This window comes from Dyella mobilis, assembly GCF_016904945.1.
Classification (GTDB): Bacteria; Pseudomonadota; Gammaproteobacteria; order Xanthomonadales; family Rhodanobacteraceae; genus Dyella_B; species Dyella_B mobilis.
The window spans coordinates 952,763-973,900 of the sequence record NZ_JADIKF010000040.1; the positions used below are offsets into that span (position 1 = coordinate 952,763).

Consider the following 21,138-nt stretch of genomic DNA (forward strand, 5'->3'; position numbering starts at 1 on the left):
ACCCGATGTGCGGATCCGCGCGATAATGTACGCATGAATACGATTGCCAACGCCAGCGCCGCCCAAGCCCAACAAGATATTGCCGACGAATTCGCCTTCTTCGGCGACTGGACCGAGCGCTACCAATACCTGATCGACCTCGGCAAGCAACTGCCGCCCTTCCGCGAGGAATGGAAAACCGAGGAGCATCGCGTGCACGGCTGCCAGTCCATGGTGTGGCTGGTGCCCAGCGGCGATGCTTCGCAGATGCATTTTGACGCCACCAGCGATTCGGCCATTGTTTCAGGGCTGATTGCCTTGGTGCTGAGGGTGTATTCCGACCGCTCCGCCGCCGAGATCGTTGCGACGGAGCCGGAATTCATCCAGCAGATCGGGCTGGCCAAGCATCTGTCTCCGACACGCTCGAACGGGCTGGCGGCGATGCTGGTGAAGCTCAAGGCCCATGCGGCGGCGACACTAAAAGGCGCCTGACGATCCGCCCTCCCCCATCCCACCGGGGCAAGTACGTTCGCGGCAAAAGCGCATCGCCTCTCCTTGCGAGCCAATAAAAAGCCCCGCACTGGCGGGGCTTTTTGCCGATTCAAGAACGCAAGGCGTCCTCAGTCGCCCATCTGCTTCTGCAGATGCTCGCGACGTTCCTGCGCGTCCAGCGACAAGGTGGCGATCGGGCGCGCATCGAGACGCTCCAGACCGATTTCCTCATCGGTTTCTTCACAGTAGCCGTAGCGGCCTTCTTCGATGCGGCGCAACGCTTTGTCGATCTTGGAGATCAACTTGCGATAACGGTCGCGGGTGCGCAGCTCCAGCGAGTTTTCCGTTTCGCGCGTGGCACGCTCGGCTTCGTCGCCGACGTCGCGCACTTCGTCACGCAGGTTTTCCATCGTCTGCCGGGACTCCTCCACCAGCTGATCGCGCCAATCCCGCAGCTTGTTGCGGAAATAGGCGAGATGCCGAGGATTCATGTACTCCTCGTCAGAGGAGGGACGATACCCGGGAGGCAGGTCGATGTTGGTGGTGAGGGGCAGCGCATAACGGCCGTCTTCACGGGTTACGCCATTATCGAGAGTGGTCGCGGAGCTATTCATTGAGGACTGCGGGGTCTTCTGTTTCTTGGTGGTCGAGTGATTCGCGGTGGCGTTGGCCACCCGCGCCGCCGTCGGTCCGACGGCACTGGCCACCTTGCCAACGGGGACAGGTGTGGCCTTCGATGATACGGGTTGATGTGTTGCAGTTTGTGACGCCGGTGGCTTTGCCTGTACCGGCGCCGGCTTCGCGGGCGTCGGTGCGTGCTTGGCCGCCGGTTTGGCGACGATCTTTTCTTCGCCGGATTTCTTCACAGGCGCAGGTTTGACCGGCGCAGCGTGCTTGGGTTCCGGTTTGGCAACGACTTTCTTGACCGGCGCGGCTTTCTTGGGTTGCGGCTTGGCCACGGCGGCGGGCTTGGCGGCTTTTTTCGCCACGGCCACGTTCTTGGCCGGCGCCTTTTTCGCCACTGCCTTGGCCGGCGCGCTCTTCACCGCAGCCTTTTTGGCCGGCGCAGTGGTCTTCGCGGGCTTGGTAGCCGCGACCTTGGCCTTGCTAACCCGAGCCTCATGGCCCTTACCCGTCGCCTTTCCTTTCTGAGCATTCTTGGCGGCGGTGGAATTACGCGTGGTTTTCGCCATTTACCTTCACCATTTTGGCTGTGGCGGCCGGCTGTTATAGCCCAATACCCTCACACCGGCAACCTTCCTTCTGGGATACTTGCAACATTTGGTGCCACAAGCGTTTCGGCAGTGTGAATGCCGTGAGTCGACTAATCCTTTTCCTGCTCAGAGTCTATAAGCGCTTTGTCAGCCCCCTGTTAGGGCAGCGTTGTCGCTTTTACCCCAGTTGCTCCGATTATGCACGGATTGCAGTTTCCCGCTTTGGTCCCTGGCGGGGAAGCCTGCTGGCCGGATGGCGCATATTACGCTGTCAGCCGCTGTGCGACGGCGGGCAAGATCCTGTCCCCGAGCAATTCCGTTTCCCCCGTTGCCGCAGCCCTGAAGAACCGCATGGCCACTGACTGGCTGATCAAGAATGCCGAACTGATCAACGAGGGCCGTCGCTCCTACGCCGACCTGCGCGTGAAACATGGCCGCATCGAGACGATCGGCGGCAGCCTGGACGCACGCCCCGGCGAACAGGTCATCGACGCCGCGGGCCTGTGGCTGATGCCCGGCATGATCGACGACCAGGTCCACTTCCGCGAGCCGGGCCTGACCCACAAGGCCGACATCGCACACGAATCGCGCGCCTGCGCCGCCGGCGGCATCACCAGCTTCATGGAAATGCCCAACACCAAACCGCCGGCACTGGACCGCGAATCGCTGGAGGCCAAGTACAACCGTGCCGCCGAAACCTCCGCGGTGAACTACGCCTTCTACATGGGTGCCAGCAACGACAATCTCGAAGCGATCCGCGCGCTGGATCCCAAGGCGGCGCCGGGCATCAAGGTGTTCATGGGCGCCTCCACCGCCAACATGCTGGTCGACAACCCGGAAACGCTGGACGGCATCTTCCGCGAGGCGCCCACGCCGATCATCACCCATTGCGAAGACACGCCGATGATCGATGCGCTGCATGCCAAGGCGCGCGAAAAGTACGGCGAGAACATCCCGGCGCGCGAACACCCGCTGATCCGCTCGCGCGAGGCCTGCATCAAATCGACCAGGCTGGCGATCGGCCTGGCGCAGAAGCACGGCACCCGCCTGCACGTGCTGCACATCTCGACCGCCGACGAGCTGGCCTTGTTTCAGCCCGGCCCGGTCAAGGGCAAAAAGATTACCGCCGAAACCTGCGTGCATTTCCTGCATTTCAGCGACGAGGATTACGAGCGGCTGGGCTTTCTGATCAAGTGCAACCCGGCCGTCAAGACGGCGACCGATCGCGAGGCAATCATCAAGGCCGTGGCCGAACGGCGCATCGACGTGCTCGCCACCGATCATGCACCGCACTTGCTGGAAGAAAAGAGACAGCTCTACGACAAGGCGCCGTCCGGCATCCCGCTGGTGCAATTTGCCCTGCAAGCGGCTTTGCAGCGCGTGACCGAAGGCAAGCTCACTCTGGAGCGCGTGGTGGAAGCGGTCTGCCACGCACCGGCCACTTTGTTCGACGTGCACGAACGCGGCTTCCTGCGCGAAGGCTACGCGGCCGACCTGGTCCTGGTGGACCCGCGCAAGCCGCATACGGTTCGGCGCGAAGAAGTGTTGTCCAAGTGCGGCTGGTCGCCGTTTGAGGGCCATACCTTCAGCAACTCGATCGTCGCCACGTTCGTCAACGGTCGCCGGGTATGGGATGGTTCGCGCATCGACGATTCCGTGCGTGGCGAGCGACTGGCGTTCGACCGATAAACGTAATGCTTTGCGTCGCCTCCACTCCCTTGCGGAGAAGAGGCGACGCCTTACTCCTTGGCGACCACTCAACGGCAGTGCGGGCCAAGGAAATACTGCCTACAGGCCTTAGTGAATTTCCGCAATGACGACCCGCACCGGGCCATCATTGCCGGACCGCCCAAGCACGCTCACCTGCGTGTCGCTGAGCGCCAGCGTGCGATCGCCCTGCTTGATTCGCGCCGACACGGCAAAATCCACACCATCTGCAAGGTCCGAAGGCTCGTAGGTCAATACGAAGTCCACCGGCGACTGGCCAATGGGAGCGATGCGATCGGTGGCAATGACACGCGCCGGCGCATCCTGCTTGCTGACGTCGGCAAGCGTCACCTCGAGATAGGCGTCGGCGGGAATCGGATGGGTCAGGGTGTAATCGACTTCCCCGGCCAGCGACTTCATCAGCGTCTGCTGCACCGGCGCTTCGCTTTTCTTTTTGCCGAAATGCGGCATCCAGCCGCAACCGGCCAGCGCAAACGCGCCAAGCAACAGCAGGCTCATACGAATCTTCATGGAAACTCCTCTTTCGCGATGGCGCCGATCATAACAACGGCGCCATGCAGGAACGCTAAATCAGGCGCCGTAACCGCCCGCTACGCCCTTGCTCGCATAAGCCACCGCATCGTGCGGATGCAGGCTTTCCTGGTGCTCGAGGCGCACGTGGAAATCGGCGATGGAGCCATCGGCATCCAGCGCCTGCTGAATGCGCCGCGCCGCGTCTTCGCAAAACATCAGGTTGCTGCCGTTGGCCAGCGCAAAAGCCTGTTCGTCCTCGCGCTTTACCGCCGTCTGCACCGGTGTTCCCAGTGACTGCTCGACGCGGTCCAGCAAGTCGATCAGCTTGAGCGGCGAGCCATCCACGAACCGAACCAGCAAACGCGCCACGCTGCGTTGCGCGTGCGGCGTCGCGACGATGCCCTTGTCGCTGCCGAGCCAGGCCAGCACCGCGGCATGCGCCAGCGGTTTGTCCGCCTCGAAATCCTTGGCGAACTGTTCCTGGATGAGTTGCCGCGACAACGCCGCCGAAGCAGGACAGGTCGAGGAGTACACCACCTCGGTGCCCAGCTCGAGACGAAAGCCCTCCTTGCACAAACTGGCCTCGATCGAAACCGGATAGGTACGCCAGCCACTGTTGTCGCTGCGCAAAGCGGCACGGCGTACCAATTGATCGAAGCGGATGCTGATGCGGGCACGATCGGACAGTTCCGCGTGCGATTCGAGAAAAGCGCGCAGCAGCGCTTCGAGCATCGCCGCATCGATCGTCTTCGTGCTCAGGTATTGGTCCACCAGGAGATAAAGCCGCGACATGTGGATGCCGCGACGGTCCGGCCGAGTGAGATTCACGAACGCGCCGACCTGGGCGCTGGAACGCTGCACCTCGCCGTCCCCGGCATCAAACCGCACGGGCACCTCGATGCCGTCCATTCCCACCCAGTCCAACGCCCCGGCGAGATGCGGCTGCGCCTGGGTGGCCACATCAGGCATCAGGCGAACGGTGTTTTCATGACTGTGCATGGGGCGATCCTGGTAACAGCCGGCGTTCGGACGCCGCGAGACTCATATGTTGGGGCAGCTTGACGCGTCGCAACAAGCGGCCGCGAACGGCGCGTTTATCCGGCGATCTGATTGTGCCAGCGCCGCGCCGCTTGCCAGGCGCGCAGCGTGGTGGCGAAACCGCCGCCCGGACCTCCCCGTTGCAGTACGGCAAGCGGCTCGCCCGCACCGGCTGCCTTGTTCACCAGGTGCTCGCCCTCGGCGGCCTCCAGGGTGCGGAACACGCTCAGCGGGCCGGCCAAGCAGGACGCCTCGCGCCAAGCCGATTTCAGGTCATCCAACTGAGCCCCGATCGCCTGGTTTCGCGCCTCGCTAGGCTCGCGCAGTCCTCCGCGACTGAGGCCAAAGCGAGCCAACCGCGCCATCGGCAAGGGCAGACGATCACGTTCGGCGTCGTCCTGCAGGCGGCGCAAGGCGTGCAGCAGGTGGCTCAAGGTGGCCAACCGGGCCGCTCGCGCCGATGCGGCGGCCTGACCATACCACCAGGCGGTCTCCAGTTCGGCCAATGCCCCATGCAGGGCCGAAGCGGCGTTGAGCTGAGCGGCGAAGTCGACCGCCGTACCTTCCTCCAACTGCGCCATGGCCGCCAACACCGGCGCAAGCCAGCGCTCCTGGGGCATGCTGTGGGCGCGATCGTCGTCGAACAGGACGCGGGTCAATGGGTGCCGCCCGCCACTGGCCGCGGCGCCGCCAAGTTCTTCGGCCCACCAGTTGAGCTTGGTGGCCGCTACCTGGGGTTCGCGTATTCCGTAGGCCGCGGAAAGCAGTTCCTGCTCCAGCGCGGCGAGCGCTACGTGCCCGGGATATTTGACCGGGTCGACAAAAACCAGCGCCGTACGCTGCTCGGGCTGCACGGCAAGCCACTTGTCTACGTAGCTGTGCAATACCCCGTGCTGGGACACCTCTTCGCTCACGCCGCAACCTTCACTTTGAGCAATTGGGCAAGATCGTGCGGATGCTCCACCACCGCATCGGCGCCCCAGGCATGAGGATCGCCGCCGTCGAGATAACCCCAATGCACGGCCACGGAATAGAGCCCGGCGCTGTTGCCCGCCTGCACGTCGCGACGATCGTCGCCGACAAACAGGCATCGTGCCGGATCCAGTGCTGCACGTTCGCAAGCCAGCAGCACCGGTGCGGGATCGGGCTTGCGCACCGGCAACGTATCGCCGGAGACCACGGCGCACGCGCGATCGCTCCAGCCGATCCGGCGCACCAGTTCGTCGGTGAGATAACCCGGCTTGTTGGTCACGATGCCCCACGCCACTCCGGAAGCTTCAAGCGCTTCCAGCAGTGCGTCGATGCCTTCGAATGGCCGCGTGTGCTGCGACATCATGGCGTGATAAAGCTCGAGGTACCGCGGGGTGCGTTCGAGCAATTGCTCGTCGGTTTCTGCGAATGCGCAGCGCAGAATCGCACGCGAACCGCGCGAAACCACTTCGCGCACTTGCGCATAAGCAGGTACTGGCGCGCCGACTTCATCGCAATAGACGGCCAGGGCCCCGTGCAAATCCGGAGCGCTGTCCAGCAAGGTGCCGTCGAGATCGAACAAGACGCCTTGCGGCGCGATAGGTAGCGATTTCATGCAGGTTTGCGCGCGCAAAGAAGGTAGTTGACGGCAGTAATTCGGCTCAGCCAGGCCTTGCGGTTCAGCGGGTTGTAGCCCAGGCCGCTGATGTCCTCGAGCTCGAGTCCTGCGTGGCGCAGCAGGCGTGCGAGCTCGGACGGCTTGAGGAATTGCGAATAATGATGCGTACCGCGTGGCAGCATGCGGGCGATGTATTCCGCGCCGATGATCGCCGCACCGAACGCCGCCGGCGTGCGGTTGAGCGTGGACATGAAAAGGCGCGCACCGGGCTTGAGCATGGCGGCCAGATCGTGCACGAGCGCGGCGGGATCCGGGACGTGTTCGATCAGTTCCATGCAGCACACGGCATCGAAACTCTCCGGCTCGGCCGCGGCGAGTTCCGTCGAGGATTGCTTGCGGTAATCCACGCTGAGATGAGACTCGTGCAGATGCAGCCGCGCAATCTCGATCACCTTGAGGCCAAGATCGATGCCCACGACGTCCGCACCGGCCCGAGCCAGTGCCTCGCTCAGCAGGCCGCCGCCACAACCCACGTCGGCGACCTTGGCACCACGCAGCGCCACGCGTGCCGCAACGTAGTCGGTGCGCATCGGGTTGAGATCGTGCAACGGGCGCGACTCGCCATCGGGATCCCACCAGCGTGCGGCCAGCTTGTCGAAGCGGGCAATTTCATCGTGGCTGACGTTTTGTGTAGCTTGATTCATCTTGGAACTCCGGCAAGTTCGGCGAATTTAGCGCGCGTGCCATTCGTAAAGCGTGATCTCCCAGCCGCCGCTGGTATGTGCCGGATCGCTGTGGGCGATCTGGCGCGCTTCGTCCATCGACTCGGCATGCAAGAGATAGGCGCCACCCGATTTGTCGCCAAAAGGACCGGACATTTCATTGCGCCCCTGGCTGCGCAACTCTTCCAGAAATTGCTGATGCAACGGCACGATCGCGGGATCGAAGTGCGGTCGGCGGAACATCATGACGAGATAGCGGTTCACGTGTCTCTTCAGCCCTTGTCCAGCGATGCAATGCGCTCGCGCCACGCGTGCGTGCGCGCCAGCATGCCAACCGTATCCAGATCCACCAGCTCGCGCGCAGCGAGCTTTCGCTTGCCGGCGATCCACACGTCGGTAACCTGGTGCCGCCCGGTGGCGTAGACCAGTTGCGAAATGACGTGGAACAGCGGCTGCGTTTCCAGGTCGCTGAGCCGCACGGCCGCCAAGTCGGCCTGCTTGCCGGCTTCGATCGAACCGATGCTGGCCTCCAGCCCGAGAGCTTTGGCCCCCTGGATCGTCGCCGTGCGCAATGCATAACCGGCATCGAACGCCGCCGCATCTTCAGCCACGGCCTTGGCCAACAAAGCAGCGGTACGCATTTCGCCAAACATGTCCAGGTCGTTGTTGGACGCGCAACCATCGGTGCCGATGGCGAGATTGACGCCTGCTTTGCGCAATTTCTCTGCCGGACAGAAGCCGGAGGCCAGCTTGAGGTTGGACTCCGGGCAATGCACGACGGATACGCCAGCCTCCGCGCAAGCCGCCATTTCCCCCTCGGTGAGTTGGGTCATGTGCACGGCGATCAGCCGGTCGTTGATAAGACCCAGCTTTTGCAGGCGCTGAAACGGACGCAGGCCGCTCTTCTTGCGCTCTTCCTCGACCTCGTTCGCGGTTTCGTGCAAATGCAGGTGTACGGGAATATCGAGCTGATCCGCCATGACCCGAATGCGCTCAAACGATTCATCCGACACCGTGTAGGGCGCATGCGGAGCAAAAGCGGTACGCACCAGCGCATCGTGGCGAAAGCTGTCGTGCGTTTCCGCCGCGCGCTCGAAGTATTCGTCTTGCGTGCGTGCCCAGGCCGTCGGGAATTCGATGACCGGCAAACCGACCACCGCGCGAAAGCCGAGCTTGCGATAGGTGGCGCCGATCGCATCGGGAAAGAAATAGTTTTCGTTGGCGCAGGTGGTGCCGCCGCGAATCATTTCGGCCACCGCCAGCTCCACGCCGTCGCGCACGAACTCGGGGCCGATCACTTTGCCCTCGACCGGCCAGATGTGCTGCTGCAGCCAGACCATCAGCGGCAGGTCGTCGGCCAGGCCGCGCAGCAAGGTCATCGGGTTGTGGGTGTGGGTGTTGATGAGGCCGGGAATCAGCACGTGCTCGCCGAGTTCGACCCGCTCGCGAGGTGCGTAGGCCGTGCGGGCCTCGGCAATCGGCAGGATACCGACGATGCGCTCGCCATCGATGGCGACAGCATGTTGCTCCAGCACCACGTTGTGCGGTTCGACCGGAACGACCCAGCGGGCTTCGATGAGGAGATCGATGGTCTGCGGAGCGCTCTGGCTCATCTCGTTCGCCTTGTTGGGGAGGGAATGCGAAAGGGGGCGGCACATCTTACGATGCCCGCCCCGCTTTGTTTCGCACGTTGATTACTCAGGACTTGATCCGGGGTAAATCAACCTGCGCGATCGTGCCGATGCGTTACTTCACGCGGCTGACGTATTCGCCGGAGCGCGTATCGACCTTGATCACTTCTTCCTGGTTCACGAACAGCGGTACGCGCACCACGGCGCCGGTTTCCAGCTTGGCGGGCTTGCCGCCGCCGCCGGAGGTGTCGCCGCGCAGGCCCGGATCGGTCTCGACGATCTTCAGCTCCACGAAGTTGGGCGCCTGCACCGAGATCGGGCGACCATTCCACAGGGTCACCACGCATTCTTCCTCGCCCTTCAGCCACTTGGCCGCTTCGGCCATGGCGGCCTTGTCGGCCTGATGCTGCTCGAACGACTCCTGGTGCATGAAATGCCAGAACTCGCCGTCGCTGTAGAGGTATTGCATGTCGGTATCGACCACGTCGGCGCCTTCGAACGAATCGCTGGACTTGAGGGTCTTTTCCGTGGTGCGGCCGTTGAGCAGGTTGCGGATCTTGATGCGGGTGAAGGCCTGGCCCTTGCCCGGCTTGACGAACTCCGCCTCGGTGATGATGTAGGGATCGCCGTCGACGATGATCTTCAGACCGTTCTTGACGCCGTTAAGATCGTAGCTGGCCATGCACTTCGCTCCAGATGAGGAAAACTGCCGCTCATAGCGGCTAAAATAAAAGGTCCAAGGGGCCAAAGCCCCATATTCAGCCCTCTATGATAACCGTAAGCCCCGGCGCCCGCATTACATCACCCGACTGGCGGCAACTCTGGCGCGACTCGATCACCGATGGCCGCGAGCTGCTCGAGTTGCTCGACCTGGGCCATCTGGCTGACCAATGGCCTGCCGAAGATGCCGGCTTTGCCCTGCGCGTGCCACGCGGCTTCGCGGCACGCATGCGCCGTGGCGACCCGCGCGACCCCCTGTTGCTGCAAGCCCTGCCGCAATTGGCCGAATTGGCGCAGGTACCGGGGTTTGTCGCCGACGCCGTGGGCGACCTGGCTGCCCGCGAAGCACAGGGTGTGCTGCACAAATACCAGGGCCGTGCCTTGCTGATCGCCAGCGGCAGTTGCGCGATCAACTGCCGCTACTGCTTCCGCCGCCATTTCCCGTATGGCGATGAAGTTGCGGCCGCCGGCCAGTGGCGCGAGGCACTCGAACACGTCGCGCAGGACAAGTCGATTAACGAATTGATCCTTTCCGGCGGCGACCCGCTCGCCCTGGCCACCAGCAAACTCGAGGAACTCGGGCGCGGCCTGGCCGACCTGCCCCACGTCACCCGGCTGCGCATCCACACGCGCCTGCCGGTGGTACTGCCCGAGCGCATCGACGGGCCTTTCGTTGCCTGGCTGCGCTCCCTGCCCCTGCAGAAGGTGATCGTGCTGCACGCCAATCACGCCAACGAATTCGACGAAGCGGTGGACGCCGCTTGCGCGCGCCTGCGCGACGCAGGCGCCACGCTGCTCAACCAATCGGTGCTTCTGCGCGATATCAACGATGATGCCGATGCGCTGGTCGATTTGTCAGAACGCCTGTTCGCCGCCGGCGTGCTGCCTTACTACCTGCACCAGCTCGATCGCGTCCAGGGCGCCGCCCACTTCGAGGTCGCCGACGCGCGCGCGCTGGCGCTGGTCGAGGCCATGCGCGCCCGCCTGCCCGGCTATCTGGTCCCCAAGCTGGTCCGTGAAATCGGCGGCGATCCGGCCAAGCGGCCCGTTTGATGACCCGTCCATGCATGCGTTTGATCACCATTGCATGAATTAAGGCTGGCGAGGCTGAACAGAATCCGTTAAAACTCGAGTGTAGTGCCGGCCAGTCCATGGACACTTTCAGCATGGACAGCCACATCCAAGGAAGCACGACGCACCCATGAAGACAGACTCCGTCATCAAGATCCTCTTCATCGAAAACTCGGTGGAGGACGCGGAACAGATCATCACGTTATTGCGCAATGCGGGCATCGCCGTGCGCCCTGCCCAGGCGACCACCACGGACCAGATCCACGCGGCCCTGGAAGATCTCGGCCCCGACCTAGTGTTGTTCAATCCCGGCGTGAGCGGCCTGCCGTTGCGCAGTGTTGCCCAACAGATCGACGCCAGTGCCCGCGACATTGCACTGATCGCCTGTGTATCGAAAATCGACGACCAGGGCGTTGCCGAGATGTTCCAGGACGGCGTGCAAGGCGTTGCCTCACGCGGTCAGCCCAAACAGCTGATCACGGTCATCAAGCGCGAATTCGACGCACTCAATACGCGCCGCCAGGTACGTCGCCTCGAGGCCGCCCTGCGCGAATCCGAGCGCCGTTGCGATGCGCTGCTGGACTCCTCCAACGATCCCATCGCCTACGTGCACGAAGGCATGCACGTGCGCGCCAACCGCTCCTACCTGGATACCTTCGGCTACGCCGATTACGACGACCTGCTCGGGTTGCCGGTTCTGGACCTGATCGGTCCGGCCGACGCCGACGCGTTCAAGAATCTGCTGCGCGCGCTTTCGCGCGGCGAAAAGGCCGAATACCGGCTCGAACTGCACGCGCGGCGCGCGGACGGCAGCACGTTCCCCGCTACAGCCGAATTCGCCCATGCCACCTTTGAAGGCGAAACCTGCCTGCAAATCGTGTTCCGCCGGCAACAGGTTGATCCGGCCCTGATCGAGCAATTGCAGCGCGACGCAGTCACCGGCCTGTTCAACCGCGCACGCACGCTGGAGCACCTCGACAATGCCGTCGGAGCAGCCAGCGAAGGACGCAAAGGCCAGACCCTGCTGCTGATCGAACCCGACAACTGGGCTCCGATCGTCAATGGCATCGGCCTGGGCAAGGCCGACGAGTTGCTGTCGGCCTTTGCCCGCCGGGTCAGCTCATCGCTGAATCAGGAGGATGTCGCCGGCCTGCTCGCCGAACATACGATAGGCGTGATCCTGCATACCGAAAGCGACGACGCCATTCGCGACTGGATCGGGGCATTGCAGCAAGCCATATCCCGCGAGATATTCGACCTTGGTACGCAGTCGATCACCTTGACCACCAGTATCGGCGGCAGCTTGCTGGGCGAAAAGAACGCCAATACCGACATGCTGCTCAACCAGGCCAGCCAGGCTCTGCGCAGCGCGCAAAGCCAAGGCGGCAACCGCAGCGAACTGCACGACCCGGCGGCCCGTGAAAAGGCCGATGCCGAGCGCGAGCGCAATTGGCTGAGCCTGCTGCGCCAGGCACTCACCCAAAACGAATTCGTGCTTTATCACCAGCAGAGCATCAGCCTGCAAGACGCCGAAGGCGACTACTCGGAAATCCTGCTGCGCATGAACGGCCCACAGGGCGAGGTGCTGCCGGGCTTCTTCATGCCCATCGCGGAAAAGAACGGCCTCAATGCCGAAATCGACCGCTGGGTGTTGAACCAGGCGATCAATGCGCTGAAGTCGCGCGAGCGACTCGGCTTCCCCACCACCTTCTTCGTGAAGCTCACGCCCGATTCGCTGCAACCGCAGGCCAATCTGCTGTCCTGGCTTGACCGCCAGTTGAAGCAGGCAAACCTTAAGAACGGCAGGCTGGTGCTGGAAATGACCGAGAGCAAGGTGGTGACTCTGCTGCGGCCCGCGCAGGAGTTCATTACCGGCTGGAAGAAACTCGGCGGCTTCTTTGCCTTGGAGCAATTCGGCTCGGGCCTCAACTCCTTCCAGCTCCTCAACCACATCGACGCCGATTACCTGAAGATCGATCGCAGCTTCATGGCCGACCTCCCGCAACATCCGGAGAACCAGAAGAAGATCACCGAGATCTGCCAGCAGGCGCACGAGATGAAGCGCATGGCCATAGCCGAGTGGGTGGAGGATGCGGCAAGCACCTCGCTGCTGTTCGCCTGCGGCGTGGATTTTGTGCAGGGCAACTTCCTGCAGGAACCGCAGCAGTTGGTCGTGAACGTTTAATCTCGCGCAGGCCGGGCAAAGCCCCGGCCTGCCGCAGGGGCAAACAAAAAAGCCCGCGGATTGCTCCGCGGGCTTTTTTTGTACCAAGCGAACCGAGATTAGTCGGCCGACGAGGAAGAGGAAGCGGCGATGTCTTCCTTGATGCGGGCAGCCTTGCCTTCCAGGCCGCGCAGGTAGTACAGCTTGGCGCCGCGCACTTTGCCCTTGCGCTTCACCGTCACCGACTCGATGCTCGGGCTGTGTGCCTGGAACACGCGCTCCACGCCGGTGCCGTGCGAGATCTTGCGCACGGTGAAAGCGGAATGCAAGCCGCGGCTGCGCTTGGCGATGACGACACCTTCGAACGCCTGGACGCGTTCGCGGTTACCTTCCTTCACCTTGACGTTGACGATCACGGTGTCGCCAGGGCCGAACTCCGGCAGCTGGCGGGTGATCTGCTCGGCTTCGAACTGTTCGATGATCTTGTTCATGGCAACACCTGTCTTTTCTCAATGATTGCGGTCTTCATTGACCGCATCGTTTTGCCGCGCCTGCCACTGGGCATGTTCACGGCGGAATTCATCCAACAGCGCACGGGACTCCTTATCCAGCGCGCGCTGCGCCAATAAATCGGGACGTCGCAACCAGGTCCGTCCCAGTGATTGCTTCAGGCGCCAACGGCGAATGGCCGCGTGATCGCCGGAGAGCAATACGTCCGGTACGTCGCCGAGTGCATCGTGCACCGGTTTTGCATAGTGCGGGCAATCGAGCAAGCCGTTCGAGAACGAATCCTGCTCGGCCGATTGCGCATCGTTCAGCGCACCATCCTGCAGGCGGCCCACGGCATCAATGATCACCGCGGCACCCAGCTCGCCACCGGACAGCACATAATCGCCGATAGAAAGCTCTTCGTCGACCTCGTGCGCCAGCAGACGCTCGTCCACACCTTCGTAACGTCCACAAAGCAAGGCGATGCGCGGCAATTTTGCCAGCGCCTCCACCCTGCCCTGCGTCAGCCGCGCTCCTTGCGGGCTGAGATAAATCACATGCACCGGATCCGGTGCCGCCTCGCGTACTGCCTTGAGAGCTGAACGCAAAGGCTCAATCAGCATCACCATGCCGGGGCCGCCGCCGCAGGTGCGGCCATCCACGGTACGGTAATTATCGGTGGCGTAATCGCGCGGGTTCCAGGTTTCCACCTGCAACAGCTCGCGCTGCTGCGCGCGCCCTACTACACCGACGGCGGCACACTGGCGCATGAAGTCGGGAAACAGCGTGACGACATCGATGCGCATCGGACCCTCAATCTTCAGAATTCAGGATCCCAGTCCACCACCATGCGTCCACCGGAAATATCCACCGAACGCACGTAAACACCCTGGACGAAAGGAACCAGCCGCTCGCGCTCGCCGTCCCTTACCACCACCACATCGTTGGCGCCGGTGGCGAACAGGTGACTGACCCGCCCCAACGCTACACCTTCGGTGGTGACGACCTCGAGACCCTCGAGATCGACCCAGTAATATTCATCCTTGCCAGGAGGCGGCAACTGCTCGCGGGGGACGTAGATGTCCTGCCCGACCAAAGCGGCTGCGGCATCCCGATCGTCCACCTCAGGCAATTTGGCCACGAGGCCCTTGCCCTGAGGGTGACCCTTGACACCGTTGACCTCCGTTTCCTGACCCGGTGCCGATGAAAGCAGCCAGGGCAGGTACTTGAAGATCTGCGTGCGGGGCTCGGTCCAGGATTCAACCTTGAGCCAGCCCTGTACGCCGTACAACCCGACGATGCGTCCAACCAGGACGCGCCGACCGGCTGCCGTCATGCTCAGGCAGCCTGCTGCTTGCCGGCTTCCTTCACCAGGGCGGCGACCTTGTCGCTCAGCTGGGCACCCTTGGACACCCATTCCTGAACGCGCACAACGTTCAGCTCAAGGCGCTTGTCCTTGCCCGAGGCGACCGGGTTGTAGAAACCCACGTTTTCGATGTTGCGGCCATCACGCGCACTGCGCGAGTCGGTCACGACGACGTGGTAGAACGGACGGCCCTTGGCGCCGCCGCGCGAAAGACGAATCTTAACCATAGTAAAAGCTCCAGAGTTGCCGGCATGCCCGGCAAACGCGCCCTGGGACGGACGCGGTAAACGCGACATTTTAATGAAATTTGTGGAAAAAGGAAGGGGTTACCCCGTCCTTCAGTCAGCAGGCCCCGCTCAGCGCATCGGCGGTAAGCCGCCACCCATGCCGCCCATGCCCTTCATGGCACCGCGCATCTGGCGCAACAGGCCCTTGCTGCCACCCTTGGAGAGCTTGGACATCATTTTTTCCATCTGCATGTACTGCTTCAACAGACGGTTCACGTCGGCCGGCTGAGTGCCCGAGCCCTTGGCCACGCGAGCGCGGCGCGAGCCGTTGAGCAGATCCGGATGGCGGCGCTCTTTCTTGGTCATCGAACTGATGATGGCGACCATGCGCTTGATTTCGCCGTCGTTGACCTTGGACTTCACATTTTCAGGCAGGTTCGAAACGCCCGGCAGCTTGTCCATCAGGCCGGCGAGGCCTCCCATGTTGGTCATCTGCTCGAGCTGATCGCGCATGTCGTTCAAGTCGAAGCGCTTGCCCTTCATCACCTTGGTGGCGAGCTTCTGCGCTTTTTCCTGGTCGACCTTGCGCTCCACCTCCTCGACCAGCGACAGCACGTCGCCCATGCCGAGAATGCGCTGTGCCACGCGATCGGGGTGGAACGGCTCCAGCGCATCGGTCTTTTCGCCGGCGCCAAGGAACTTGATCGGGCGGCCGGTGACATAGCGCACCGAAAGGGCCGCGCCACCGCGCGCATCGCCATCGGTCTTGGTCAGCACCACGCCGGTGAGCGGCAGCGCCTCGCTGAAGGCCTTGGCCGTGTTGGCGGCGTCCTGGCCGGTCATCGAGTCGACCACGAACAGCGTTTCGATCGGCGTGACCGCGGCGTGCAGCGCCTTGATCTCCGCCATCATCGCTTCGTCGACGTGCAGACGGCCGGCGGTGTCGATCAGCAGCACGTCCATCACTTCCTTGCGTGCTGCGGAAATCGCCGCCTTGGCGATATCCACCGGGTTCTGGCCGGCTTCCGACGGGAAGAACCTCACGCCTACCTGATCGGCCAGCGTCCGCAGCTGCTCGATGGCGGCCGGACGGTACACGTCGCAGCTCACCACCATCACGCGCTTTTTCTTTCGCTCGGTGAGGAAGCGCGCCAGCTTGGCCACGGTGGTGGTTTTACCGGCACCTTGCAGGCCGGCCATGAGCACCACAGCCGGCGGCTGCTGGGCAAGATTGAGCTCGCTGTTGGCGGTGCCCATCACGGCGGTCAGCTCATCGCTGACCACCTTCACCAGCGCCTGGCCGGGCGACAGGCTCTTGAGCACTTCCTGGCCGACCGCGCGCACCTTCACGCGCTCGACCAGCGCCTGCACCACCGGCAGGGCCACGTCGGCCTCCAGCAGGGCAATGCGCACCTCGCGCAAGCTTTCGCGGATGTTTTCCTCGGTCAGGCGACCGCGGCCGCGCAGGCGGTTGACGGTGGCGGACAGGCGTTGGCTGAGCGACTCGAACATGGCGATAGGATCGGAAAAGGCTGAGCGGATTGACAAATATACCAGACGCCCGTTTTCTCAGGAGTGCCTGGGCTGAGCCTCGATCCAGTTGACGATGTCGCGGATGACCTGTGCATCCACCTGGCCGGGTTTCATGTAATCGGCGGGGCTAGGCGGCGTGCCTCCAGGCATGAACAAATGACTCAATCCCGGATACTGAATCAGCTTTGCGCGAGAATCGTGCGCAAAGGCGTCCTGCCACTGAGAGAAATCCTGCTGCGGAAGTACCTGATAATCGTCGCCGCCTTGCAACACCAGTATCGGCTTGGACAGCCCCTTGGCCGTGGCAATCGGATCGTAATCGCGCAGGCTCAACCAGAAACTTAGCGGCCCGTTGAGCACCTGGCCCTGGGGAGGGTGCGACGGATCGGCGTGAGCCACTGCATCTCGCGCCTGGATGACCGGCGCCAACAGCTTGTCCATCTGCTCCGGCGAAGCTCCCTGCAAGGGACCCAGGTAGCGCATCTGCCGAATGACCGTATCCAGCGTCAATTTTGCCGGCGCAGCCAGCAAGACGATGCCGTTTACCTGAGGATCGCGCTGAGCGATACGCGGCGCCATCGCGGCGCCCAGGCTGTGCCCCAGGACAAACAGACGCGCCGGATCGATGGAAGCCTGCTTTGCCAGCAACTGCAGCCCGGCCACCGCATCATCGGTCACCGACTCATCGACTGTGATGTTTTTGCCGGACATTTGCTCGCCGTAAACGTGCGAGCGCTTGTCGTAACGCAGCGAGGCGATGCCCGCGGCCGCCAGCCCTTCTGCCAGATCCCGAAAAGGCTTGTTGGGACCGATGGTCTCGTCGCGATCGAGCGCACCGGAGCCAACCACGAGCAGAACGGCCGGGAACGGGCCGCGCCCCTCCGGAACGACCAGGGTACCTGGCAAGGGGCCAAATGGCGAAGCCACCTGCACGGCATGCTCGACTCCCGCGCTCGTCAACGGCGAGGTATCGCCCAGCACACTCATTGGCACGATCCGAAACGTGGTGATGCGATCTTGCGCATCGCAGTCAACCAGCGTCGCAAACGAGAGCTTGGCGAAATCCATCCTCGCAACGAGCATCGGGTGACCACCGACGGCTCGCGACTGCAGCTGACCAAGCTTTTGCAAGGCTCCCGCCACGCCCTGCAGCGAGGCCCAAGCGGCCTTCAGCTTCTCCGGTGTTACTTGTGCTGCGGTGTCCGGCGCAAAGTTTTTGATCGCGTCCGCTTCATTGCCTTGCGTCCATGCAGCAAGCGCTGCTTGGCCACGGGCACGGCACGCGTCGGTTGATTCCGCTCGACTGGACAGGGTAAACGCGAGACACAGCAGCCCGACCAGCACGCTCAGCGCGCAGGTATTCATAAAGCCTCCTAGGTACGCTTAGTGATGGCGCTCTACGCGCCGATAAACCAAGTACGAATAGACAGCGGGAATAAACGCAGCCACTACCACTACCGATACCGAAAGCAAGACAGGTGCGTTCACGAGGCTGGCAACGACCACGATGATCCCCGCAAGCATGAATACCCACCCGGCAAAGCGATGGGTACGCTCCCACACTTCATCGCTGGCAATGGTCCACGGCGTACGTATCCCCGCAAAAAAATTCTTGCGCAATTTGCCCATGTAATTGCCAACGAACATCAATAGCAGGCCCATCGGCAGCAGCGGAACCACGAGCCTTCCTGCAGGATGTCCTGCCGCATTCAGCAGAATACCCAGCGCGGTAACCAGCACAAATGCCTGCGCCGCCAGCATGATGGTGACAAACACCGGCAAGAACGGGGTGATTTCGAAGCCTCGCGGCGAGATGGACGGCAACACGATGGTAAGCAGCGCAAGCGATGCCATGACAATCATGGGAACGGCGACGGCCTTGATTGGACTGGCATAGCCATCGATCTGCCCGTGGGCGTTCCAGTGCACCGCAACCAGTGCCGGCATCTGCGCACGCAGCCATGCAAAAGCAGCCAGCAGTATCAGCAGGAAAAGTACGGATAAAAAGAGACTGCTTGCAGGTTTCATCGCTTGCCTCCACGCCCCCCGGCGGCCGGGATCAGATCGAGCATCATCCGTGCAAAGTCTTCCATCACGGTGGTGTTCAAGGAATAGACGATGTATTGGCCCCGCCGCTCGGTACGCACCAGATCGGCCTGCTTGAGCACGGCAAAATGATGTGACAGCGATGCGCCGGTGATATCGAAGGCCTCTCCGATCTCACCCGCACTCAACGCCCCGCCCTGCAGCCGCTTGAGGATCGCGCGGCGGGTCGGGTCAGCCAGGGCACGGAAGACGGCTTGCTGTTTCATGGGCGACCATCGGTTCGATGACTAGATAATTAGATAAATATCTAAATATTGCAAGTGCCTCGATTTGCCGCGTTCACGCCTCGCACGCCCTGTGCCACACTTGCAAGACATGCCAGCCGCCCTGTCCATCTTCGCCATCGCCTGCTACCTGCTCGCCAGCCTGCTGCTGGCGCGGCCGCTGCTGGGCGGCTCGGTGGCGGTACCCGCGCGCTACACGCGCCCGGCCTTGGCCATCGCCACACTGGCCGTGCTGGCGCATGCCGGTAATCTGTTGGCCATGCATCGCGGCGCACTGGATCTGCATTTCTTCGCCGCGCTCTCGCTGGTGGCCTGCGTGGTATCGGCACTCACCCTGCTAGTAAACCTCAGCCGGCCAGTGTCTGCACTTGGCGTCATTGCCTTTCCGCTGAGCGCCTTGCTGCTGTGGGTGGACAGCTTCCTGGCGCCGCCTACCGCACCGGAATCGATGGATTGGCACATCAAACTGCACGTTACCGTCGCACTGCTGGCCTTTGGCGTGCTCTCGATCGCTGCAGCCATGGCGATCCTGCTGGCCGTGCAGGATCGCGCCCTGCGTCATCGCCAATTAGGGGCATGGCTGAGCGCATTGCCCCCGCTGACGCTGACCGAATCGCTGCTGTTTCGATTGATCGGCGCGGGCTTCGTGCTGCTCACGCTCACCCTGCTTACCGGCATCCTGTTCGTTGACAATCTCTTCGGCCAACACCTGGTGCACAAGACGGTGCTGTCGATCATCGCCTGGCTGGTGTTCGGCGCCCTGCTCTACGGCCGCTGGAAACATGGCTGGCGCGGACGCAGCGCGGTGAATCTCACCCTGATCGGCATGGGCGTGCTGGCGCTGGCCTTCTTCGGCTCGAAGTTCGTGCTTGAAGTAATCCTGCATCGCGCGGTCGATTGACCTGCCTCAGCGGCAAGCATCAATCGCCTGGGCGAGCCGCTCCACGCCAATGACTTCCATCTCGCCGACGCGCCCCTTCTTCGGCGCGTTGGCCTTGGGCACGATAGCCCGCTGAAAGCCGTGATGAGCCGCCTCCTTCATGCGCTCTTCACCGTTGGGCACCGGACGAATTTCTCCGGAAAGGCCCACCTCGCCAAAAGCAATGGTCTTTTCCGGCAGCGGTCGATCGCGCAAGGAGGACAGCACGGCGAGCAATACGGGCAAATCGGCTGCCGTCTCCTGCACACGAATGCCGCCCACGACGTTGACGAAAACATCCTGGTCATAGGCCGCGACGCCGCCGTGGCGATGCAATACCGCCAACAACATGGCGAGTCGGTTCTGCTCCAACCCCAGTGCGACGCGACGCGGATTGCCCAGCGAGGATTGATCCACCAGCGCCTGCACCTCCACCAGCAAAGGACGCGTACCCTCGCGCGTAACCATCACGGCACTGCCCGAGGTGGGACCGCTGTGCGCCGACAGGAAAATCGCCGAGGGATTGGGCACTTCGCGCAGGCCCTTCTCGGACATCGCAAAGACCCCGAGCTCGTTGACCGCGCCAAAGCGGTTCTTGAACGCACGCAGCACGCGGAAGCGGCTGCCGGATTCGCCCTCGAAGTACAGCACGGCATCGACCATGTGCTCGAGCACGCGAGGGCCTGCAATACCTCCTTCCTTGGTGACGTGGCCCACGAGGAAGACCGAGGTGCCGGATTCCTTTGCGAAGCGCGTCAACTTGGCCGCCGATTCGCGCACCTGACTGACCGAACCGGGGGCCGCGGTGAGCAGCTCGGTCCAGATGGTCTGGATGGAATCGATCACCAGCACCCTCGGCCGCGTGGCCGCAACCTGCTCGAGAATCCGCTCGATACCCGTCTCCGCCAGTGCATGCAGCGGTTGCAACGAGAGATCGAGACGCTGCGCACGCGCCGCCACCTGGGCCAGGGATTCCTCGCCCGTGACGTATACGCTGGGAAGTTTTTCGCCCAGCGTGCCCAGCATCTGCAACAGCAGGGTGGATTTGCCGATACCGGGGTCGCCGCCGATCAAGACCACGGACCCATCGACCAAGCCACCGCCCAGAACGCGATCGAGCTCGCCAATGCCGGTCAGCGTGCGCGATTCGGCGGTGACCAGCACCTCAGTCAACGGCGTTACGCGCGGAATGCTGTTCGCGGCGCCGGCGTAACCGCTTTGCCGCGCCGCTGCGACGGACTTCTGCGCCGACTGCACCACGAATTCGGAAAGCGTGTTCCACACACCGCATTCCACGCACTGGCCCTGCCATTTGGAGTGCTCGGCACCGCAATCGGTACAGACGTAGGCGGTCTTGGCTTTGGCCATGATGTGTATACGTGTGAAATAGACGATGCGAGCTTAGCTCGCGCGA

The 21,138-nt window shown here is 62.8% G+C and carries 24 protein-coding genes; 6 read left to right on the forward strand and 18 right to left on the reverse strand.

Annotated elements, in window-relative coordinates:
- Window positions 1-33 precede the first annotated feature (33 nt).
- Window positions 34-471 carry a SufE family protein gene (locus ISS99_RS20660; protein WP_204633492.1) on the forward strand — a complete coding sequence of 146 codons (438 nt, stop codon included), beginning with the start codon at window positions 34-36 and terminating at the stop codon, window positions 469-471.
- Window positions 472-599: 128 nt separating this feature from the next.
- On the opposite strand, the gene dksA is transcribed toward ISS99_RS20660, so the two are convergent.
- On the reverse strand, window positions 600-1,664 hold the full coding sequence (gene dksA / locus ISS99_RS23395; protein ID WP_239538245.1) for an RNA polymerase-binding protein DksA: 1,065 nt from the start codon (window positions 1,662-1,664) through the stop codon (window positions 600-602).
- 122 nt (window positions 1,665-1,786) lie between these two features.
- Here dksA and yidD point away from each other — a divergent pair, with 122 nt between their 5' ends.
- Both yidD and ISS99_RS20675 read left to right on the forward strand, forming a co-directional pair.
- Entirely contained in the window at window positions 1,787-2,047 is a 261-nt protein-coding gene (gene yidD, locus ISS99_RS20670; protein WP_204633493.1) for a membrane protein insertion efficiency factor YidD, read from the forward strand.
- Window positions 2,037-3,374 (forward strand): dihydroorotase, encoded by a 1,338-nt coding sequence (locus ISS99_RS20675; protein ID WP_204633494.1) that lies wholly within the window; start codon window positions 2,037-2,039, stop codon window positions 3,372-3,374. Before yidD ends, ISS99_RS20675 begins: the two co-directional genes overlap by 11 nt.
- Before the next feature lie 108 nt (window positions 3,375-3,482).
- On the opposite strand, the gene ISS99_RS20680 is transcribed toward ISS99_RS20675, so the two are convergent.
- The 8 genes from ISS99_RS20680 to efp form a co-directional block, all read right to left on the reverse strand.
- Window positions 3,483-3,923, reverse strand: a complete 441-nt coding sequence (locus tag ISS99_RS20680) for a YbaY family lipoprotein (protein WP_204633495.1) — start codon at window positions 3,921-3,923, stop codon at window positions 3,483-3,485.
- Between the two features lie 60 nt (window positions 3,924-3,983).
- Window positions 3,984-4,925, reverse strand: coding sequence for a GTP cyclohydrolase FolE2 (gene folE2 / locus ISS99_RS20685; protein WP_204633496.1), 942 nt, complete (start codon window positions 4,923-4,925; stop codon window positions 3,984-3,986).
- Window positions 4,926-5,020: 95 nt separating this feature from the next.
- Window positions 5,021-5,878, reverse strand: coding sequence for a squalene/phytoene synthase family protein (locus tag ISS99_RS20690; protein WP_204633497.1), 858 nt, complete (start codon window positions 5,876-5,878; stop codon window positions 5,021-5,023).
- The gene (gene gph, locus ISS99_RS20695) at window positions 5,875-6,549 is read right to left on the reverse strand and encodes a phosphoglycolate phosphatase (protein ID WP_204633498.1); all 675 of its coding nucleotides are present in this window, start codon (window positions 6,547-6,549) and stop codon (window positions 5,875-5,877) included. Before gph ends, ISS99_RS20690 begins: the two co-directional genes overlap by 4 nt.
- Window positions 6,546-7,256, reverse strand: coding sequence for a bifunctional 2-polyprenyl-6-hydroxyphenol methylase/3-demethylubiquinol 3-O-methyltransferase UbiG (gene ubiG / locus ISS99_RS20700; RefSeq protein ID WP_204633499.1), 711 nt, complete (start codon window positions 7,254-7,256; stop codon window positions 6,546-6,548). Before ubiG ends, gph begins: the two co-directional genes overlap by 4 nt.
- 27 nt (window positions 7,257-7,283) lie before the next feature.
- Entirely contained in the window at window positions 7,284-7,538 is a 255-nt protein-coding gene (locus tag ISS99_RS20705; protein ID WP_204633500.1) for a YciI family protein, read from the reverse strand.
- 8 nt (window positions 7,539-7,546) lie between these two features.
- Window positions 7,547-8,887: a TRZ/ATZ family hydrolase gene (locus tag ISS99_RS20710; protein WP_204633501.1), complete on the reverse strand. Its 1,341-nt coding sequence runs from the start codon at window positions 8,885-8,887 to the stop codon at window positions 7,547-7,549.
- Window positions 8,888-9,020: 133 nt separating this feature from the next.
- Complete coding sequence (gene efp / locus ISS99_RS20715; protein ID WP_204633502.1) at window positions 9,021-9,587, reverse strand: elongation factor P; 567 nt, start codon at window positions 9,585-9,587, stop codon at window positions 9,021-9,023.
- 86 nt (window positions 9,588-9,673) lie between these two features.
- Here efp and epmB point away from each other — a divergent pair, with 86 nt between their 5' ends.
- Both epmB and ISS99_RS20725 read left to right on the forward strand, forming a co-directional pair.
- Window positions 9,674-10,678, forward strand: coding sequence for an EF-P beta-lysylation protein EpmB (epmB, locus tag ISS99_RS20720; protein ID WP_204633503.1), 1,005 nt, complete (start codon window positions 9,674-9,676; stop codon window positions 10,676-10,678).
- Between the two features lie 148 nt (window positions 10,679-10,826).
- The gene (locus tag ISS99_RS20725) at window positions 10,827-12,881 is read left to right on the forward strand and encodes a GGDEF/EAL domain-containing response regulator (RefSeq protein WP_204633504.1); all 2,055 of its coding nucleotides are present in this window, start codon (window positions 10,827-10,829) and stop codon (window positions 12,879-12,881) included.
- Window positions 12,882-12,979: 98 nt separating this feature from the next.
- Here ISS99_RS20725 and rplS read toward each other — a convergent pair whose 3' ends face one another.
- The 8 genes from rplS to ISS99_RS20765 all read right to left on the reverse strand — a co-directional run bounded on the left by rplS (window position 12,980) and on the right by ISS99_RS20765 (window position 18,787).
- Window positions 12,980-13,351, reverse strand: coding sequence for a 50S ribosomal protein L19 (gene rplS / locus ISS99_RS20730; RefSeq protein ID WP_204633505.1), 372 nt, complete (start codon window positions 13,349-13,351; stop codon window positions 12,980-12,982).
- 18 nt (window positions 13,352-13,369) lie between these two features.
- Window positions 13,370-14,155 (reverse strand): tRNA (guanosine(37)-N1)-methyltransferase TrmD, encoded by a 786-nt coding sequence (gene trmD, locus ISS99_RS20735; protein WP_204633506.1) that lies wholly within the window; start codon window positions 14,153-14,155, stop codon window positions 13,370-13,372.
- A 14-nt stretch (window positions 14,156-14,169) separates the two neighbouring features.
- Window positions 14,170-14,685: a ribosome maturation factor RimM gene (gene rimM / locus ISS99_RS20740; protein ID WP_204633507.1), complete on the reverse strand. Its 516-nt coding sequence runs from the start codon at window positions 14,683-14,685 to the stop codon at window positions 14,170-14,172.
- Between the two features lie 2 nt (window positions 14,686-14,687).
- Window positions 14,688-14,942, reverse strand: coding sequence for a 30S ribosomal protein S16 (rpsP, locus tag ISS99_RS20745; protein WP_204633508.1), 255 nt, complete (start codon window positions 14,940-14,942; stop codon window positions 14,688-14,690).
- A 129-nt stretch (window positions 14,943-15,071) separates the two neighbouring features.
- The gene (ffh, locus tag ISS99_RS20750) at window positions 15,072-16,454 is read right to left on the reverse strand and encodes a signal recognition particle protein (RefSeq protein WP_204633509.1); all 1,383 of its coding nucleotides are present in this window, start codon (window positions 16,452-16,454) and stop codon (window positions 15,072-15,074) included.
- 57 nt (window positions 16,455-16,511) lie between these two features.
- Window positions 16,512-17,840: an alpha/beta hydrolase family protein gene (locus ISS99_RS20755; RefSeq protein WP_204633510.1), complete on the reverse strand. Its 1,329-nt coding sequence runs from the start codon at window positions 17,838-17,840 to the stop codon at window positions 16,512-16,514.
- 18 nt (window positions 17,841-17,858) lie between these two features.
- Complete coding sequence (locus ISS99_RS20760; protein WP_204633511.1) at window positions 17,859-18,503, reverse strand: SdpI family protein; 645 nt, start codon at window positions 18,501-18,503, stop codon at window positions 17,859-17,861.
- A complete protein-coding gene (locus tag ISS99_RS20765) occupies window positions 18,500-18,787 on the reverse strand; it encodes an autorepressor SdpR family transcription factor (RefSeq protein ID WP_204633512.1) in 288 nt (95 codons plus the stop codon). The genes ISS99_RS20760 and ISS99_RS20765 overlap by 4 nt, the downstream gene beginning before the upstream one ends.
- Window positions 18,788-18,896: 109 nt before the next feature.
- Here ISS99_RS20765 and ISS99_RS20770 point away from each other — a divergent pair, with 109 nt between their 5' ends.
- Window positions 18,897-19,706: a cytochrome C assembly family protein gene (locus ISS99_RS20770; protein ID WP_204633996.1), complete on the forward strand. Its 810-nt coding sequence runs from the start codon at window positions 18,897-18,899 to the stop codon at window positions 19,704-19,706.
- 6 nt (window positions 19,707-19,712) lie between these two features.
- Here the strand turns inward: ISS99_RS20770 and radA are convergent, their stop codons facing one another.
- On the reverse strand, window positions 19,713-21,092 hold the full coding sequence (gene radA / locus ISS99_RS20775) for a DNA repair protein RadA (RefSeq protein WP_204633513.1): 1,380 nt from the start codon (window positions 21,090-21,092) through the stop codon (window positions 19,713-19,715).
- Between the last annotated feature and the right edge of the window lie 46 nt (window positions 21,093-21,138).

Excerpts from the sequence above, each read along its gene's own strand:
- ISS99_RS20660 (WP_204633492.1), top strand. The coding sequence starts at position 34 with ATGAATACGATTGCCAACGCCAGCGCCGCCCAAGCCCAACAAGATATT.
- dksA (WP_239538245.1), bottom strand. The coding sequence starts at position 1,664 with ATGGCGAAAACCACGCGTAATTCCACCGCCGCCAAGAATGCTCAGAAA.
- ISS99_RS20675 (WP_204633494.1), top strand. The coding sequence starts at position 2,037 with ATGGCCACTGACTGGCTGATCAAGAATGCCGAACTGATCAACGAGGGC.
- ISS99_RS20680 (WP_204633495.1), bottom strand. The coding sequence starts at position 3,923 with ATGAAGATTCGTATGAGCCTGCTGTTGCTTGGCGCGTTTGCGCTGGCC.
- folE2 (WP_204633496.1), bottom strand. The coding sequence starts at position 4,925 with ATGCACAGTCATGAAAACACCGTTCGCCTGATGCCTGATGTGGCCACC.
- gph (WP_204633498.1), bottom strand. The coding sequence starts at position 6,549 with ATGAAATCGCTACCTATCGCGCCGCAAGGCGTCTTGTTCGATCTCGAC.
- ubiG (WP_204633499.1), bottom strand. The coding sequence starts at position 7,256 with ATGAATCAAGCTACACAAAACGTCAGCCACGATGAAATTGCCCGCTTC.
- ISS99_RS20710 (WP_204633501.1), bottom strand. The coding sequence starts at position 8,887 with ATGAGCCAGAGCGCTCCGCAGACCATCGATCTCCTCATCGAAGCCCGC.
- efp (WP_204633502.1), bottom strand. The coding sequence starts at position 9,587 with ATGGCCAGCTACGATCTTAACGGCGTCAAGAACGGTCTGAAGATCATC.
- epmB (WP_204633503.1), top strand. The coding sequence starts at position 9,674 with ATGATAACCGTAAGCCCCGGCGCCCGCATTACATCACCCGACTGGCGG.
- ISS99_RS20725 (WP_204633504.1), top strand. The coding sequence starts at position 10,827 with ATGAAGACAGACTCCGTCATCAAGATCCTCTTCATCGAAAACTCGGTG.
- rplS (WP_204633505.1), bottom strand. The coding sequence starts at position 13,351 with ATGAACAAGATCATCGAACAGTTCGAAGCCGAGCAGATCACCCGCCAG.
- trmD (WP_204633506.1), bottom strand. The coding sequence starts at position 14,155 with ATGCGCATCGATGTCGTCACGCTGTTTCCCGACTTCATGCGCCAGTGT.
- rimM (WP_204633507.1), bottom strand. The coding sequence starts at position 14,685 with ATGACGGCAGCCGGTCGGCGCGTCCTGGTTGGACGCATCGTCGGGTTG.
- rpsP (WP_204633508.1), bottom strand. The coding sequence starts at position 14,942 with ATGGTTAAGATTCGTCTTTCGCGCGGCGGCGCCAAGGGCCGTCCGTTC.
- ffh (WP_204633509.1), bottom strand. The coding sequence starts at position 16,454 with ATGTTCGAGTCGCTCAGCCAACGCCTGTCCGCCACCGTCAACCGCCTG.
- ISS99_RS20755 (WP_204633510.1), bottom strand. The coding sequence starts at position 17,840 with ATGAATACCTGCGCGCTGAGCGTGCTGGTCGGGCTGCTGTGTCTCGCG.
- ISS99_RS20760 (WP_204633511.1), bottom strand. The coding sequence starts at position 18,503 with ATGAAACCTGCAAGCAGTCTCTTTTTATCCGTACTTTTCCTGCTGATA.
- ISS99_RS20765 (WP_204633512.1), bottom strand. The coding sequence starts at position 18,787 with ATGAAACAGCAAGCCGTCTTCCGTGCCCTGGCTGACCCGACCCGCCGC.
- ISS99_RS20770 (WP_204633996.1), top strand. The coding sequence starts at position 18,897 with ATGCCAGCCGCCCTGTCCATCTTCGCCATCGCCTGCTACCTGCTCGCC.
- radA (WP_204633513.1), bottom strand. The coding sequence starts at position 21,092 with ATGGCCAAAGCCAAGACCGCCTACGTCTGTACCGATTGCGGTGCCGAG.